The organism is Okeania sp. SIO3B5 (genome assembly GCF_010692555.1).
Taxonomy (GTDB): domain Bacteria; phylum Cyanobacteriota; class Cyanobacteriia; order Cyanobacteriales; family Microcoleaceae; genus Okeania.
The window spans coordinates 1-17,949 of record NZ_JAAHHG010000181.1; the positions used below are offsets into that span (position 1 = coordinate 1).

General features: G+C 40.3%; 7 protein-coding genes. 6 read left to right on the forward strand and 1 reads right to left on the reverse strand.

Features of this window, described 5'->3' with window-relative positions:
* Positions 1 to 177: 177 nt before the first annotated feature.
* Positions 178 to 327: a hypothetical protein gene (locus F6K54_RS22315; protein ID WP_293082079.1), complete on the forward strand. Its 150-nt coding sequence runs from the start codon at positions 178 to 180 to the stop codon at positions 325 to 327.
* Between the two features lie 164 nt (positions 328 to 491).
* On the opposite strand, the gene F6K54_RS22320 is transcribed toward F6K54_RS22315, so the two are convergent.
* Positions 492 to 2,126: an alpha-D-glucose phosphate-specific phosphoglucomutase gene (locus F6K54_RS22320; protein ID WP_293082082.1), complete on the reverse strand. Its 1,635-nt coding sequence runs from the start codon at positions 2,124 to 2,126 to the stop codon at positions 492 to 494.
* Positions 2,127 to 2,488: 362 nt separating this feature from the next.
* Here F6K54_RS22320 and F6K54_RS22325 point away from each other — a divergent pair, with 362 nt between their 5' ends.
* The 5 genes from F6K54_RS22325 (at position 2,489) to F6K54_RS22345 (ending at position 17,721) form a co-directional block, all read left to right on the forward strand.
* A complete protein-coding gene (locus tag F6K54_RS22325; RefSeq protein WP_293082085.1) occupies positions 2,489 to 5,509 on the forward strand; it encodes a DUF4347 domain-containing protein in 3,021 nt (1,006 codons plus the stop codon).
* A gap of 228 nt (positions 5,510 to 5,737) precedes the next feature.
* A complete protein-coding gene (locus F6K54_RS22330) occupies positions 5,738 to 8,842 on the forward strand; it encodes a DUF4347 domain-containing protein (RefSeq protein ID WP_293082088.1) in 3,105 nt (1,034 codons plus the stop codon).
* 87 nt (positions 8,843 to 8,929) lie between these two features.
* Positions 8,930 to 11,332, forward strand: a complete 2,403-nt coding sequence (locus F6K54_RS22335) for a DUF4347 domain-containing protein (RefSeq protein ID WP_293082091.1) — start codon at positions 8,930 to 8,932, stop codon at positions 11,330 to 11,332.
* 416 nt (positions 11,333 to 11,748) lie between these two features.
* The gene (locus F6K54_RS22340) at positions 11,749 to 14,568 is read left to right on the forward strand and encodes a DUF4347 domain-containing protein (RefSeq protein WP_293082093.1); all 2,820 of its coding nucleotides are present in this window, start codon (positions 11,749 to 11,751) and stop codon (positions 14,566 to 14,568) included.
* 90 nt (positions 14,569 to 14,658) lie between these two features.
* A complete protein-coding gene (locus F6K54_RS22345; RefSeq protein ID WP_293082096.1) occupies positions 14,659 to 17,721 on the forward strand; it encodes a DUF4347 domain-containing protein in 3,063 nt (1,020 codons plus the stop codon).
* The last annotated feature ends 228 nt before the right edge of the window (positions 17,722 to 17,949 follow it).

Sequence of the window (17,949 nt, forward strand, 5' to 3'; positions counted from 1 at the left end):
GCGCTCAAAATCGGCAAATTTTGGCAAATTTCACTGTTCCACTATCCCCATTACTCCCATTCTCCCGCTCATCCTTAATCTACAATACTTTGAAACAGCCCTGCTCTCCCAGGAGGGGAATAAAAAACTGATAGTATAAGACTTTTAGCTATTGGACAGTTCTTGTAATTTGTAAATATGCCAGCACACATTGCTATATCTCAAGTTTGTCATGTAGGTTGGGTTGAAGAAAAATATCATGTCCGGTTGAATACTTACACTTTGGAGGAAGGAAGGCAGAAGGCAGCTATGCTGGAGGCAGAAGGTTTTCTCCCATTGTCACCTTAATTTTATACACGCTCCGATGCTACCGGACAAGAAATAAACCCAACACCAACATATTTAGGATAACTACATCTGCCGATCAATTATGGAATCAAAAAGTCAATGTTTATTCAAACAACTTTTTACTTTCCATTCTTAAATCAACCTGTTGCCTCCTACCTCAAAAATTAGGTGATTACAGTAGGTTCTTCCCTGCCTGTAAGATTCTTAATTTGAGCTATTTCGTCTGCTAGACTAATCAGAGGAGACAAAGCTTCCTGAGTATCTTCATCATGTTTGCTAGCATCTGGTTCATAACTTTCCACATATAACCGCAGAGTTGCACCTTGAGTACCTGTACCTGAAAGTCGGAACACAATGCGAGAACCATCAGTGAAACCAATACGAACACCCTGTTTTTCACTAACACTACCATCTACCGGGTCAGTATAGCTAAAATCATCAGCATATTTCACCTCATATTGACCAAATTTCTTTCCTGGAAGAGAAGGTAATAGGGAACGCAAATTTCCCATCAAAGTATTAGCTTTATCTGTTTCTATCCCTTCATAGTCATGGCGAGAATAATAATTGCGACCGTAAGTTTTCCAGTGTTCCTTCACAATATCTTCTACAGACTCTTGCCGTGCTGCTAAAATATTCAACCAGAATAAAACAGCCCAAAGTCCGTCTTTTTCCCGCACATGATTAGACCCTGTACCAAAACTCTCCTCACCACAAAGAGTAGCTTTGTCCGCATCTAACAAATTACCAAAAAACTTCCAACCAGTCGGAGTTTCATAACAGTCAATACCCATCTTCTCAGCTACTCTGTCTGGTGCTGCCGAAGTTGGCATCGATCGCGCAATACCAGCCAAACCAGAACTATATCCAGGAACCAACTTAGCATTAGCTGCCAATACTGCCAAACTATCGCTAGGAGTCACAAAGAAATTTTTGCCTAAAATCATATTGCGATCGCCATCTCCATCAGAAGCAGCACCAAAGTCAGGAGCATTATCTCCGAACATGACTTCTACCAAGTCGTGAGCATATACCAAATTCGGGTCTGGATGTCCTCCACCAAAATCTTCCAGAGGTATACCATTTTGTACTGTACCTGCGGGAGCGCCTAACCGTTGCTCAAAAATATCTTTAGCATAACCTCCAGTAACAGCGTGTAATGAGTCCATACACATCCGGAATTGACCAGACTTTAGCAGTTCTGATATTTTAGCAAAATCAAACAATGATTCCATCAACTCAGCGTAGTCTGCCACAGAGTCAATAACTTCTACTGTCATTTCCCCTAAATTATTACTGCCCAATTGGTCTAAATTAATATCCGCAGCTTCTATTATTTTGTAGCTATCTATAACTTTACTGCGCTCATAAATGGCACTCGTGACCTTTTCCGGAGCGGGGCCACCATTACTAATATTGTACTTAACACCAAAGTCCTCTTCTGGTCCACCTGGGTTATGACTAGCAGAAAGGATTATACCACCAAAGGCTTGATTTTTGCGGATGATACAGGAAGCAGCAGGAGTGGAAAGAATCCCACCTTGACCCACTAACATTCTACCCACCCCATTAGCAGCAGCCATTTTCAGAATTATTTGGATCGCCTGACGGTTGTAATAACGACCATCACCACCAAGCACAAATGTTTGACCTTCAATGTTTTCTAGACTATCAAAGATAGACTGAATAAAGTTTTCTAGATAGTGGGGTTGTTTAAAAGTTGGTACTTTTTTGCGGAGTCCTGAAGTGCCTGGTTTTTGGTCACTAAAAGGTTGTGTTGTAACTGTCTGTATGTTCATAAAGTTTATTCCTATTTTACAACTTTCTATATTAGAGGAATTCCTGCCAAAGTCTTATAATATCTAGTTTTTTCGCCAATTAATACTTAAGTTGATATCTACTATCATTGCATCATGGCCATTAATATTTTTATAACTCATAGCTTGACTGTTTCTGTTTTAACTTTTACACCAAATATGACGCGTTTGAATAATTAATTTTTTGGTGTTGAGCAAATGTGCTTATGGTTAAGATCGGGTTAATAACATAGAGAATTTTTGAGCTACAAAAATCTAAATTTTTAATAAAGAAAAAGTAGATTGCAATTGACAATCTGTTACTGATTGAATTAATTAATACTCCTTTAAAATTCTCTACAATTATGAATCAAACCAAACTTTTATTCATTGACTCTAAGGTAGAAAATTACCATCATCTCATTGCAGAGGTCGATCTAAAGACAAAAGTAGTTATCCTAGAACCCAATGGAAATGGTATAGACAAAATAGCTGAAAACTTAGGTAAATACCATCAGGTAGAGACAATTCATATTATTTCTCATGGCGCAAAAGGTACTTTGTATTTGGGAAACAGTATCCTGAATTTAGATAACATTCATCAATATGCTGAGAGTATTCAACAGTGGGGCAAATGTTTGTCTGCTGGTGGAGAAATCTTGATTTATGGTTGTCAGGTGGCAAGTGGTAAAGAAGGTAGAGAATTTGTTCGACAACTGCATCAACTCACAGGAGCAAATATTGCAGCATCAGAAACACTGACTGGAAATGTTAGCAGAGGTGGTAACTGGAATTTAGAAGTAATATTTGGTCAACTAAAGTCAGCGTTAGCATTTACACCAGAAGTTAGGGCAAGTTATCCAGGGGTATTAGCAAATATTGTGGTGGATACTACTGATGATGTAGTAGATGATAGTGATGGTGTGATTTCTTTACGGGAAGCAATTATTGAGGCCAACAGTACCCCAGAAGATGACACTATTCAATTGACAGCAGGAGCAACATATAATCTGACTATTTCAGGGAGTGATGAAGATGCTGCTGCTACCGGAGATTTAGATATTGTTGCTGGAGGTGGAGAAATAACAGTTATTTCAGAGGGAGAAGAACAAGCTGTTATTAATGCGGGAGGTGAAACAGGAATCAATGACAGGGTGTTTCATGTTTTGGAAGGTGCTGCCCTACAGTTGGAAAATGTAGAAGTAACTGATGGGTTTGTCACTCGTAGCAATGGTGGAGGTATTTACAACTCAGGTACACTTACTATCAACAACAGCACTATTAGTGGTAATTCAGCAAATGATGGTGGAGGCATCTACTACTTAGGCATTGGTGGTGGAGGCATCTACAACACAGGTACACTTACTATCAGCAACAGCACCATTAGTGGTAATTCAGCAGCAGATTATGGCGGTGGTATCGACAACACAGGTACACTTACTATCAGCAACAGCACCATTAGTAGTAATTCGGGATATTTTAGTGGTGGCATCAAAAACAGAGGCACTGCCAATATCAGCAACAGCACTATTAGTAGTAATAATGGTGGTGGCATCTTCAATGATTTTTATGGTACAGCCAATGTCAACAACAGCACTGTTAGTAGCAATGAAACACTTGGATTTGGTATTAGTGGTGGCATAGAAAACCAAGGCACAGCCAATATCAGCAACACCACTCTTAGCGACAATTCAGCTAATTTTTATGGTAGTGGTGGTATAGGCAACTCAGGCACTGCCAATATCAGCAATAGTATTATCACTGGTAATTCAGGTTCTTCTAGTTCTTTTACTGGTGGTCCTATTGGTGGTGGTGGCATAGGCAACTCAGGCACTGCCAATATCAGCAACAGCACTATTAGTAGTAATAATGGTGATGGAATTATCAACGGCGACTACACATTCTCAGGCGACAGTATCAGTATCAGTAACAGCATTATCAGTGATAATAATGGTTTTGGCATCGACAACATAGCTACAGCTAGTATCAATAACAATACTATCAGTGGTAATAGCTTCGAAGGTATTAGATGCCATGGTAGTGCCAGTATCAGCAATAGTACTATTAGTGGCAATCGTGGAGGCATCTGGCAACAATCAGGCAATACCAGTATCAGCAATAGTACTATTAGTGGGAATTCAAGTGTTGGTATCAATAATGACAGAGGCAATACCAGTATCAGCAATAGTACTATTAGTGGGAATTCAAGTGTTGGTATCAATAATGACAGAGGCATAGCCAGTATCAGCAATAGTACCATTACTCGTAATGGAGTTCTTTCAGAGCTAGGAGGTGGTATTCTCCAAAAAGGATACATTTATTATTTTTATTATTTTGATTATGGGTACAAGCTTTATGCTACCACAACTATTACCTCTAGCATTATTTCAGGTAATATCAACAGCGATGTTGACTCCATTAACATTATCTATGACAATATCAACAGTGACGTTGACTTCGTAGAAAGTAACAATACTCTGATCAGTGGTGGCAATAATCTCATTGGCACAGGTAACGCCATTGATAATTTCAACGGTGAGAATGACCAAACAGGTGTCACCAACCCTCTACTTGGAGAATTAGCAGACAATGGTGGCTCCACCTTCACCCATTTGCCTCTCCCCAATAGTCCCGTCATTGATGCAGGTAGTAATCCCAACGCACTTACTACGGACCAACGAGGAGAACCACGGTTTGTAGGCGAAGGGGTTGATATTGGTGCAGTGGAATTGCAAAACTCACCAAACATTACTGGCACTCCTAATGACGACCGCCTCAACGGCACAGATGAAAACAATATCATTACAGGTCTGGCAGGTAATGATACTATTAATGGTCGTGGTGGTGATGACCAAATTATCGGTAGTCGAGGTAGCGACTTCCTCTTTGGCAAAGACGGCAACGATACCCTCCAAGGTCGTCAAGGTAGCGATCGCCTCTTTGGTGGTAATGGTGAAGACTCTCTCCTTGGTGGTCAAGATCGCGATCGCTTCAATGGTGGTACGGGTAATGATACTCTGACTGGTGGAGCAAGTATTGACCGCTTTATTTTTGCTACGAATGATGAATTTGACTCAGATGATATTGGAATAGATAGCATCACCGACTTTGTTCCAGGACAAGATATTATTCTCCTAGACAAAAGCACTTTTACTGAAATTACCAGTGACTCAGGAGTAGGTTTCAGCGTTAATATTGAATTTGCCATAGTTACCAGTGATGCTGAGGCAGAAACTTCGGAAGCATTTATTGTTTATAACAGCAACAACGGTAAATTGTTCTACAATGCCAATGGTACAGCAGCAGAATTTGGCAGTGGTGGTGAATTTGCTAATCTCACGAATATTGCATCTATTAGTGAGGATGATTTCTTGCTCAGAGGTTAACGCGCGTCAGAAGTTAGAAGTTAACCCACCCCCGCCCCTCCCAGGAGGGGAGCCAGGAGAGGAAATAGGGGATTTGAGTTTCGCTCCAAAAATATTGTGCCAGTCAAGGCGGGGTTGCGCGACCTATATTATTTCGATCAACTCTTGACATAAAATAATATTAAGAAATTAGGCAATAATACAAAATGATGGTATAGTGTAGTTTTACTCTACAAGCCTCCTAAGATTATGAATCAAACCAAACTTTTATTCATTGACTCTAAGGTAGAAAATTACCATCATTTAATTCCAGAGGTAGATCCTCAGACAAAAGTAGTTATCCTAGAACCCAATGAAAATGGTATAGACAAAATAGCTGAAAACTTAGGTAAATACCATCAGGTAGAGACAATTCATATTATTTCTCATGGGGCAAAAGGTAGTTTGTACTTGGGAAACAGTATCCTGAGTTTAAACAATATTCATCAATATGCTGAGACTATTCAAAAGTGGGGCAAATCTTTATCTGCTGATGGAGAGATATTAATTTATGGTTGTCAGGTAGCAAGTGGTAAAGAAGGTAAAGAATTTATTCGACAACTGCATCAACTCACAGGGGCAAATATTGCAGCATCAGAAACACTGACTGGAAATGCTAACAAAGGTGGTAACTGGAATTTAGAAGTAATATTCGGTCAACTCAAGTCAGCATTGGCATTTACTCCAGAAGTTAGGGCAAGTTATCCAGGGGTATTGGCAAATATTGTGGTGGATACTACTGATGATGTAGTGGATAATAGTGATGGAGTTACTTCTTTGCGGGAAGCAATTATTGAAGCTAACAGTACCCCGGAAGATGATACTATTCAACTGACAGCAGGAGCAACTTATGATCTGACTATTTCAGGGAGTGATGAAGATGCTGCTGCCACAGGAGATTTAGATATTGTTGCTGGTGGTGGGGAAATTACTGTTATTTCTGAGGGAGAGGAAAAAGCTGTTATTGATGCTGGGGGTGACAGTGGAATAGGCGATCGGGTATTTCACGTTCTGGATAATGCCACCCTGCAATTAGAAAATGTAGAAGTTACTGGTGGGTTAGTAAGTAATGCTCCAGGTGTTGGCATTTACAACTTAAGTACGGTCAGTATCAATGACAGCACTATTAGTGGTAATTTAGCAGATTTGGGTGAATACATTCACTACACAAGTACTCGTGGTGGAGGTATCTACAACACAGGCACAGTCAGTATCAGCAACAGCACTATTAGTGGTAATGGAGCATATCCTAATGGAGACATCTTCTACGAAAGAATTTATGGTGGAGGCATCTACAACACAGGCACAGTCAGTATCAGCGACAGCACTATTAGTGATAACTCAGCCTTTGATGGTGGAGGCATCCAAAACACAGGTACAGTCAATATTAACAACAGCACTATTAGTGGTAATGATGTAGGAAATGTGTTGATTGGTACTGGTGGTGGCATCAACAACCTCTCCTTAGGCATAGTCAGTATCAGCAACAGCAATATTAGTGGTAATAGAGCAGATTATAATGGTGGAGGTATCTCTAACAGAGGCACAGTTAGTATTAACAACAGCACTATTAATGGCAATAGAGCAGAGTATTTTTCTCATGGTGGAGGTATCTCTAACAGTGGCACAGTCAGTATTAACAACAGCACTATCAATGGTAATCACGGAAATGATGGTGGAGGCATCTCCAACTCAGGCACAGCCAGTATCAGCAACAGCAGTATTAGTGACAATTCAGCGTTCTATTATAAAGGAGGAGGTGGTGGTGGTGGCATCTCCAACGGAGGCACAGTCAGTATTAACAACAGCACTATTAGTGGCAATAATGCATATTCTTTGGGTGGAGGCATCTCCAACGGAGGCACAGTCAGTATTAACAACAGCACTATTAGTGGCAATAATGCAGATTATTTTACGGGTGGAGGTATCTTTAACAGTGGCACAGCCAGTATTGGTAGCAGCACTATTAGTGATAACTCAGTTCGTGGTTTTGGTTCAATATTTGGATTTAATCTTGTTGGTGGTGGTGGTATCTCCAACATAGGCACAGTCAGTATTAACAACAGCAGTATTAGTGGCAATCTCACAGAGTATTTTTCTAATGGTGGAGGTATCTACAACAGAGGCACAGCCAGTATCAACAACAGCACTATCAGTGGTAATTCAGCATATTTGGGTGGTGGTGGCCTTGACAATTCAGGTGGCACAGCAATCATTAACAACAGTACCATTACTCGTAATGAAGCTCCCTCAGACTCAGGAAGTGGCATTCTCCAAAAAGCTTATTTTAGAGAATTTTATTTTGACAACGGCAACAAATCTTATTACGCTACCACTACTGTAACTTCTAGCATTATCTCTGGTAATATCAACAGTGACGTTGACTCCATAGAAAGTAACAATACTCTTATCAGTGGTGGCAATAATCTAATTGGCACAGGCAACGCCATCAATAATTTCAACGGTGACAACGACCAAACAGGTATCGCCGATCCTCTACTTGGAGAATTAGCAGACAATGGTGGCTCCACCTTCACCCATTTACCTCTCCCCAATAGTCCCGTCATTGATGCAGGTAGTAATCCCAACGCACTTACTACTGACCAACGAGGAGAACCACGGTTTGTAGGGGAGGGGGTTGATATTGGTGCAGTGGAATTGCAAAACTCACCAAACATTACTGGCACTCCTAATGACGACCGCCTCAATGGTACAAATGAAAACAACACTATTAGAGGTTTGGCAGGTAATGACACTATTAACGGTCGTGGTGGTGATGACCAAATTATTGGTAGCCGAGGTAGCGACTTCCTCTATGGAAAAGACGGCGATGATACTCTAGAAGGTCGTCAAGATAACGATCGCCTCTTTGGTGGTAATGGTGAAGACTCTCTCGTTGGTGGTCAAGGTCGCGATCGCTTCAATGGTGGTGCTGGTAACGATACTCTGACTGGTGGAGCAAGTATTGACCGTTTTATTTTCAATACGACTGATGAATTTACCCCCGCAGATTTTGGGATAGATAGCATCACGGACTTTGTGCCAGAACAAGATAAAATACTCCTAGACAAAAGTACATTTACAGCTATTACCAGTAACTCAGGAACAGGTTTCAGCGTTAATATTGAATTTGCCATAGTTACCAGTGACTCTGATGCCGAAACCTCAGAAGCATTCATTGTTTACAACAGCAACAACGGTAAATTGTTCTACAATGCCAATGGTACAGAAGCAGAATTTGGCAGTGGTGGTGAATTTGCTAATCTCACGAATATTGCATCTATTAGTGAGGATGATTTCTTGCTCAGAGGATAAACTGTAAATATAAAATAGTATTAAGAAATTAGGAAATCATACAAAATGATGGTATATTGTAGTTTGACTCTACAACCCTCCTAGATTATGAATCAAACCAAACTATTATTCATTGACTCGAAGGTAGAAAATTACGATCGCCTCATCTCAGAGGTCGATCCTCAGACAAGAATAGTTGTCCTACAACCCAATCAAAATGGTATAGACAAAATAGCTGAAAACTTAGGTAAATACCATCAGGTAGAGACAATTCATATTATTTCTCATGGAGAAACTGGCACTTTGTACTTGGGAAATAGTATCCTGAAAAATGACAATATTCATCTATATGTTGAGAGTATTCAACAGTGGGGCAAATGTTTGTCTGCTGATGGAGAAATATTGATTTATGGTTGTCAGGTGGCAAGCGGTAAGGAAGGTAAAGAATTTGCCCGACAACTGCATCAACTCACAGGAGCAAATATTGCTGCTTCGGAAACACTAACTGGAAATGTTAGTAGAGGTGGTAACTGGAATTTAGAGGTAATATTTGGTCAACTCAAGTCAGCATTGGCATTTACCCCAGAAGTTAGGACAAGTTATCCAGGGGTATTGGCAAATATTGTGGTGGATACAACTAACGATGTAGTGGATAATAGTGATGGAGTTACTTCTCTGCGGGAAGCAATTATTGAAGCTAACAGTACCCCAGAAGATGACACTATTCAACTTACGGCAGGAGCAACATATAATCTGACTATATCAGGGAGTGAAGAAGATGCTGCTGCTACAGGAGATTTAGATATTGTTGCTGGTGGTGGAGAAATAACAATTATTTCAGAGGGAGAAGAACAAGCTGTTATTAATGCGGGAGGTGAAACAGGACTCAATGACAGGGTGTTTCATGTTTTGGAAGATGCTGCCCTACAGTTGGAGAATGTAGAAATTACTGGTGGGTTTGTAACTGGTGATTCAGGTGGTGGTATAAATAACTCAGGTACAGCTAATATTATTAATACTACTATTAGTGGTAATTCGGTAAGTTTAAATGGTGGTGGGATAAATAACTCAGGTACAGTCAGTATCAGCAATAGCACTATTACTGGCAATTCAAATAATAGCGGTGGTGGTGGCATTCACAACTCTTTGGGGATAGCTAATATCAGCGACAGCACGATCGGTAATAATTCAGCAATTTCAGGTGGTGGCATTCTCAACAATACAGGTACAGTCAGTATCAACAACAGCATTATTAGTGATAATTCAGCTAGTAGTGGTAGTGGAGGAGGTATCAACAACTTAAGTACTACAGATTACTTGTTAGGTATAACCAATATTACTAACAGCACGATCACTGGCAATTTAGCAGATTCAGGTGGTGGTATCTATAATTCAGGTATAACTAATATCAACAATAGCACTATTAGTGGCAATTCAGCAGGTAGAGCTGCTGGAATCTATAACTTCGACACAGCTAATATCAGTAACAGCACTATCACTGGCAATTCATCATTTTTTGCCGCTAGTGGCATCACAGCTGCTGGAAGTGTAATAGTTACCTCTAGCATTGTCTCTGGTAATGCCAACATTGATGCTGCCATTACACAAAGCACCAATAACTTAATCAGTGGCAACAATAACTTGATTGGCACAGGTAACGCTATCAATAGCTTCAATGGCGATCGCGACCAAGTAGGCATCACTGACCCCCTACTGGCAGACCTAGCTGACAATGGTGGCCCTACCTTGACCCATTTACCTCTGTCCAATAGTCCTGCCATTGATGCAGGCAGTAATCCCAACGCACTAACCACAGACCAACGGGGCCAACCTCGATTTGCTGGTGCAGGGGTTGATATTGGTGCTGTGGAATTACAACCTACACAAGAAATCATGGGCACTGTGTCAAACGATATCCTTGATGGCACAGCAGGAGAAGATAGCATTTTTGGGTTAGATGGCAACGATGTAATTAATGGTTTAGATGATGACGATGTTTTATTTGGTAATCGAGACCTAGATACTCTCAACGGAGATGCAGGTAACGACACTATTTTTGGTGGTAGAGATGACGATTTAGTTATTGGCAACATAGGAGAAGATTTTCTCAGGGGAGATAGAGGCAGTGACTCAATTTTTGGTCAGGAAGATAACGACACAATTTTTGGTGGTAGAGATAATGATTTTGTAGATGGAGGTTTTGGTAACGATTCAATCTCAGGCGATCTAGGTAGCGACACCTTAATGGGAGGTCAAGGAATAGATACCCTGACTGGTGGTGACGATACTGATATTTTTCAATTAGCTGTTGGGGAAGGTTTAGATATTATCACCGACTTTACTGATGGTATAGATTTGATTCAATTACCAGATTTTCTCACTTTTAGTGGCCTGGGAATCAGTCAAACAGATGACAATAGCACGTTAATTACTGTAGCTGATGATGGTGAAGAATTAGCCTTTTTAAATAATGTTTCAGCATCATTAATTACAGAAACAGATTTTGTTTGATCATACCTGATCGGCTACTTAGGGCTTGCTGATTAAGTATCAAAGCATTAACTGATATTGGTTTTAGCCTTTTTTTGTCGAAAAAAGTGCGCATATTTTCGGTCGCTCAATCTCATGCATGCTAGTATTTTGGGATGGTTATGGCAGAACAATCTTGGGATGATTCTTCTGACTACTTCTTCTATAATTCCCATTCCTCCTGAATTCTGGATTCTGGATTCTGGATTCTACCCCCTACCACTCATACTTTTTCAGCAAGCCCTACTTAGATCGAGTTTGGATAAGAGTGTTATAATACTGTAGGTAGGCTTGAGAACTCTAGCGAAATCCAAAAATAATCTCTTAATGTTGGGTTTGGTGCTTCCTTAAATCAACCTACAAAGCGCGAATCTTTTACTATCAACATTTAATCGAACATGGTATTATTCATCGACTCCAAGGTAGAAAATTACGATCACCTCATCTCACAGGTTAACCCTCAAACAAAAGTAGTTATCCTACAACCCAATCAAAATGGTATAGACAAAATATCTAAAAGTTTGGGTAAATACCATCAGGTAGAGACAATTCATATTATTTCTCATGGAGCAAAAGGTACTTTGTATCTGGGAAATAGTATTCTGAATTTAAACAATATTCATCAATATACTGAGAATATTCAAAAGTGGGGCAAATGTTTATCTGCTGGTGCAGAAATATTGATTTATGGTTGTCAGGTAGCAAGGGGTAAAGAAGGTAAAGAATTTGTCCGACAACTGCATCAAATAACTGGAGCAAATATTGCTGCCTCGGAAACACTGACTGGAAATGCTAACAAAGGTGGTAACTGGAATTTAGAAATAATATTTGGTCAACTCAAGTCAGCATTGGCATTTACCCCAGAAGTTAGGGCAAGTTACGCTGGAGTATTGGCAAATATTGTGGTAGATACTACTAATGATGTAGTGGATAATAGTGATGGTGTGACATCTTTGCGGGAAGCAATTATTGAAGCTAACAGTACCCCGGAAGATGATACTATTCAACTGACAGCGGGAGTAACATATAATCTAACTATTGCAGGAAGTGAGGAAGATGGTGCTGCCACCGGAGATTTAGATATTGTTGCTGGTGGTGGAGAAATAACAGTTATTTCACAGGGAGAAGAACAGACAACTATTGATGCAGGTGGTGAAACGGGAATAGGCGATCGAGTGTTTCACGTTCTGGAGAATGGCTGGCTACAGTTAGAAAATGTAGGAGTGACTGGTGGCAGACTATCTGGTAGCTTCAGTGCTGGTGCTGGTGCTGGAATTTTTAACTTAGGCACAGCTATTATCAATAACAGTATGATTAGTAGCAATGGATCATCTGGTACTGGTGGTGGCATCAACAATTCAGGCACAGCCATTATCAATAATAGTAATATTAGTGGCAATGATTCATCTGGTACTGGTGGTGGCATCAACAATTCAGGTACAGTCAATATCAGCAATAGCACTATTAGTAGCAATTCTGCTAATAGCGCTGGCGGTGGAGGCATAAACAATTCAGGTACAGTCAATATCAGCAATAGCACTATTAGTGCAAATTACACTATTATTAGTGGTGGTGGCATTTACAATAATAACTTCGGAACAATCAGTATTAGCAATAGCATTATTAGTTCAAATTTTGGTGGTGGTGGTATTTACAATACCTCAGCCACAATTAATATCAATAACAGCACTATTAGTGGCAACTCTGGAGCTTTTGGTGGTGGTATCGGCCTAGGTACAGCAGGTGTCAATGATTCAGGTGGTACAGTTAATATCAACAACAGCACTATTAGTGGGAATGAAGCAGGTTTCGGTGGTGGTGGTATCGGCAACTCAGATGGTACAGTTAATCTCAGCCATAGCACTATTAGTAATAATTCGGCGGAAGAGTACGGTGGTGGTATCTTCAACTCAGGTACAGTTAATATCAACAACAGCACTATTAGTGATAATTCAGCTAGTGGTTATTTATCATATGGTTTAGTATATGGTGGTTATGGTGGTGGAATCTACAACTTAGTAGGCATAGCAAGTATCAAAAACAGCACTATCAGTGGTAATTCAGCAGATTATGGTGGTGGTGGCATTAGTAACTCAGGTGGTACCGCAATCATTAGCAACAGTACCATTACGGGTAATGAAGCTCCTTCAGACCTTGGAAGTGGCATTTTACAAAAAACTTATTTGAGAAGAGTTTACGATGGTAATAATTACTATGATAAATCTTATTACTCTTCTAGCACTGTCACCTCTAGCATTGTCTCTGGTAATATCAACAGTGACGTTGACTCTGTAGAAAATAACAATACTCTTACCAGTGGCGATAATAATCTCATAGGCACAGGTAATGCCATCAATGACTTCAACGGTGACAACGACCAAACAGGTATCACCAATCCTCTACTTGGAGACCTTGCTGATAACGGTGGCCCCACCTTGACCCATTTGCCTCTTCCCGATAGTCCCGCTATTGATGCAGGCAGTAATCCCAATGCACTTACCACAGACCAACGAGGGGAACCACGGTTTGTAGGCGAAGGGGTTGATATTGGTGCAGTAGAATTACAAAATTCACCACAGATAACTGGCACTCCTCAAAGCGATCGCCTCAATGGCACAAATGAAAACAACACTATTATAGGTCTGGCAGGTAATGATACGATTAATGGTCGTGGTGGTGATGACCAAATTATTGGTAGTCAAGGTAATGACTTCCTCTATGGCCAAGACGGAGATGATACTCTAGAAGGTCGTCAAGGTAGCGATCGCCTTTTTGGTGGTAATGGTAATGACTCTTTGGTAGGTGGTATTGGTCGCGATCGCTTCAATGGTGGTGCAGGTAACGATACCCTGACTGGTGGGGCAAGTATTGACCGCTTTATTTTTGCTACAAATGATGAATTTGACTCAGACGATCTCGGAGTAGATGACATTACTGACTTTGCTCCGGGACAAGATATTATTCTCCTAGACAAAAGCACGTTTACTGCTATTACCAGTAACTCAGGAGTAGGTTTCAGCATTAATATTGAATTTGCTATAGTTACCAGTGATGCTGAGGCAGAAACCTCTTCAGCAGTTATTGTTTACAATAGCAACAACGGCAAATTGTTCTACAATGCCAATGGTACAGAAGCAGAATTTGGCAGTGGTGGTGAATTTGCTAATCTCACGAATACTGCATCTATTAGTGAGGATGATTTCTTGCTCAGAGGATAAACTCTAAACATAAAATAATATTAAGAAGTTAGGAAATAATACAAAATGATGGTATATTATTGTAGTTTTACTCTACAACCTTCCTAGATTATGAATCAAACCAAACTTTTATTCATTGACTCTAAGGTAGAAAATTACCATCATTTAATTCCAGAGGTCGATCTAAAGACAAGAATAGTTATCCTACAACCCAATCAAAATGGTATAGAGCAAATATCTCAAAGTCTGGGTGAATGCTCTGATGTAGAGACAATTCATATTATTTCTCATGGGGCAAAAAATACTTTGTACCTGGGAAACAGTATCCTGAATTTAAACAATATTCATCAATATGCTGAGAGTATTCAACAGTGGGGCAAATGTTTGTCTGCTAGTGGAGAAATATTGATTTATGGTTGTCAGGTGGCAAGTGGTAAGGAAGGTAAAGAATTTGTCCTACAACTGCATCAACTCACCGGAGCAAATATTGCTGCTTCGGAAACACTGACTGGGAATGTTAGTAAAGGTGGTAACTGGAATTTAGAGGTAATATTTGGTCAACTCAAGTCAGCATTGGCATTTACCCCAGAAGTTAGGACAAGTTATCCAGGGGTATTGGCAAATATTGTGGTGGATACTACTGATGATGTAGTAGATGATAGTGATGGAGTTACTTCTCTGCGGGAAGCTATTATTGAAGCTAACAGTACCCCGGAAGATGATACTATTCAACTGACAGCAGGAGCAACATATAATCTGACTATTGCAGGAAGTGACGATGTCGCTGCTACAGGAGATTTAGATATTGTTGCTGGTGGAGGAGAAACAACAGTTATTTCTGAGGGAGGAGAACAAGCTGTTATTGATGCTGGTGGTATGGAAGGACTTAGCGATCGAGTGTTTCACGTTTTGGAAGATGCTGCTCTACAGTTAGAGAATCTAGAAATCACTCGTGGTTTTGTAAATAATCGTGGTGGAGGAATATCTAACTCAGGTACACTTACTATCAGTGATAGCACTATTAGTGGTAATTCAGCCTCTTCTTTTGGTGGAGGTGTCTACAACAGAGGTACACTTACTATCAGTGATAGCACTATTAGTAGTAATTCAGCCTCTTCTTTGGGTGGAGGCGTTGACAACTTTTTTGGTAGACTTACTATCAGTAACAGCACTATTAGTGGTAATTCAGCTTCTTATTTTGGTGGAGGTGTCAACAACATAGGTACACTTACTATCAGTGACAGTACGATTAGTGATAATTCAGCAACTAACGGTGGTGGAGGCATCTACAACTCTGAGACACTTACTATCAGCAATAGCACTATTAGTAGTAATTCAGCTTCTTATTTTGGTGGAGGTGTCAACAACAGAGGTACACTTACTATCAGTGACAGTACGGTTAGTGGTAATTCAGGGACTAATGGTGGTGGCATCTTCAATTTCGGCGGTTCCACAGTTAGTATCACTAATAGTACGATTAGCAATAATTCTGTGGATGGTACTGGTGGTGGTATCGACAACTTAGGTACAGTTAGTATCCGCTACAGCGTGATTTTTGGCAATGATGCACGATTGAGTGGTGATGGGGTCTCAAATTCAGGTACAGCCAGTATTAGCAATAGCACGATTAGTAACAATTTTACTACTGAAGCAATAAGCCATGGTATCAACAACTCAGGTACAGTCGATATCAACAACAGCAGTATTAATAATAACAATGGAGGCATTTTCAACTCAGGTACAGCCAGTATTAGCAATAGCGCTATTATTGCTAATACTGGAGCAGAGTTTGGTGCTGGTATCAACAACTCAGGTACAGCCACTATTAGCAATAGCGCTATTAGTCTTAATTCAGCATCTTTTGGTAGTGGTGGTATCAACAACGAGGGTACAGTTAGTATCAACAACAGCAGTATTAGTGTCAACGATGCACAAGCTGATGGTGGCATTGGGAACTCAGGTACAGCCACTATTAACAACAGTACTATTCGTAACAATAGTGCGCCGTTTCAAAGTGGTGGCATTGGGAACTCAGGTACAGTCACTATCAACAACAGCACTATTAGTGGTAACCTTGGTCATGGCATTTATAACTTAGGCACAGCAAGTATCAGCAACAGTACTATTACTCGTAATGAAGATGCTGATGAAGGAAGTGGCATTTTAAGTATGGGTTTTGATGACTCTGACTTTATCCCCTCTACAACCCTTACTTCCAGCATTGTCTCTGGTAATGTCAATACTGACTTTGATTCTACAGGAAGTAACAATATATTTGTCAGTGGTGGCAATAATCTAATCGGCACAGGTAACGCCATCAATAATTTCAACAGTGACAACGACCAAACAGGTGTTACTGACCCTCTACTTGGAGACCTATATACTGTTGGCTTCATCTTGACCCATGTACCCCTATCCAATAGTCCCGCTATTGATGCAGGTAGTAATCCCAACAACCTTGATACAGACCAACGAGGGGAAGCAAGATTTGTAGGCGAGGGGGTTGATATTGGTGCAGTGGAATTACAAGCTCCACAAGAAATTACTGGCACTCCTGAAAGTGAATTCCTTGATGGAACAATTGATAATGCCACTATTATAGGTTTGGCGGGTAATGACACTATTAATGGTCGTGGTGGTGATGACCGAATTATTGGTAGTCGAGGTAATGACTTCCTCTTTGGCACACTCGGCAACGATACTCTCCAAGGTCGTCAAGGTAGCGATCACCTCTTTGGCGGTATAGGTAACGACTCTCTCCTTGGTGGTCAGGGTCGCGATCGCTTGAACGGTGGTATAAGTAATGACACCCTGACTGGTGGAGCAGGTATTGACCGTTTTATTTTCAATACTAATCGAGAATTTACTCTAGAGGGAGTAGATACTATCACGGACTTTACTCCTGGAAGAGATATAATTCTGCTAGACAAAAGCACGTTTACTGCTATTACCAGTGACTCCGGAGTAGGTTTCAGCGTTAATATTGAATTTGCTATAATTACCAGTGATGCTGAGGCTGAAACTTCAGAAGCATTTATTGTTTACAATAGCAACAATGGCAAATTGTTCTACAATGCCAATGGTACAGATGCAGAATTTGGCAATGGTGGTGAATTTGCTAATCTCACAAATGCCCCATCTATTAGTGAGGATGATTTCTTGCTCAGAGGATAAACTCTAAACATAAACAGGACTTACGCAAAATATCAAATCATACACCATTTGTAGGGGCTAACGGCTGTTAGCTATATATGGTTATTATGGGTAAGTCCTGTTATCATAGATATTGTTTGATTGACTAATTTCACTCACTTAACTATTTCGGAGTACATAACAAGATGCAATACAAATTATTAGGAAAAAGTGGACTCAGAGTATCCGAGCTATGCTTGGGCACAATGA

Bases quoted from the DNA above. Each gene is read 5' to 3' on its own strand.
- F6K54_RS22335 (WP_293082091.1), top strand. From the start codon at position 8,930: ATGAATCAAACCAAACTATTATTCATTGACTCGAAGGTAGAAAATTAC.
- F6K54_RS22315 (WP_293082079.1), top strand. From the start codon at position 178: ATGCCAGCACACATTGCTATATCTCAAGTTTGTCATGTAGGTTGGGTT.
- F6K54_RS22330 (WP_293082088.1), top strand. From the start codon at position 5,738: ATGAATCAAACCAAACTTTTATTCATTGACTCTAAGGTAGAAAATTAC.
- F6K54_RS22325 (WP_293082085.1), top strand. From the start codon at position 2,489: ATGAATCAAACCAAACTTTTATTCATTGACTCTAAGGTAGAAAATTAC.
- F6K54_RS22320 (WP_293082082.1), bottom strand. From the start codon at position 2,126: ATGAACATACAGACAGTTACAACACAACCTTTTAGTGACCAAAAACCA.
- F6K54_RS22340 (WP_293082093.1), top strand. From the start codon at position 11,749: ATGGTATTATTCATCGACTCCAAGGTAGAAAATTACGATCACCTCATC.
- F6K54_RS22345 (WP_293082096.1), top strand. From the start codon at position 14,659: ATGAATCAAACCAAACTTTTATTCATTGACTCTAAGGTAGAAAATTAC.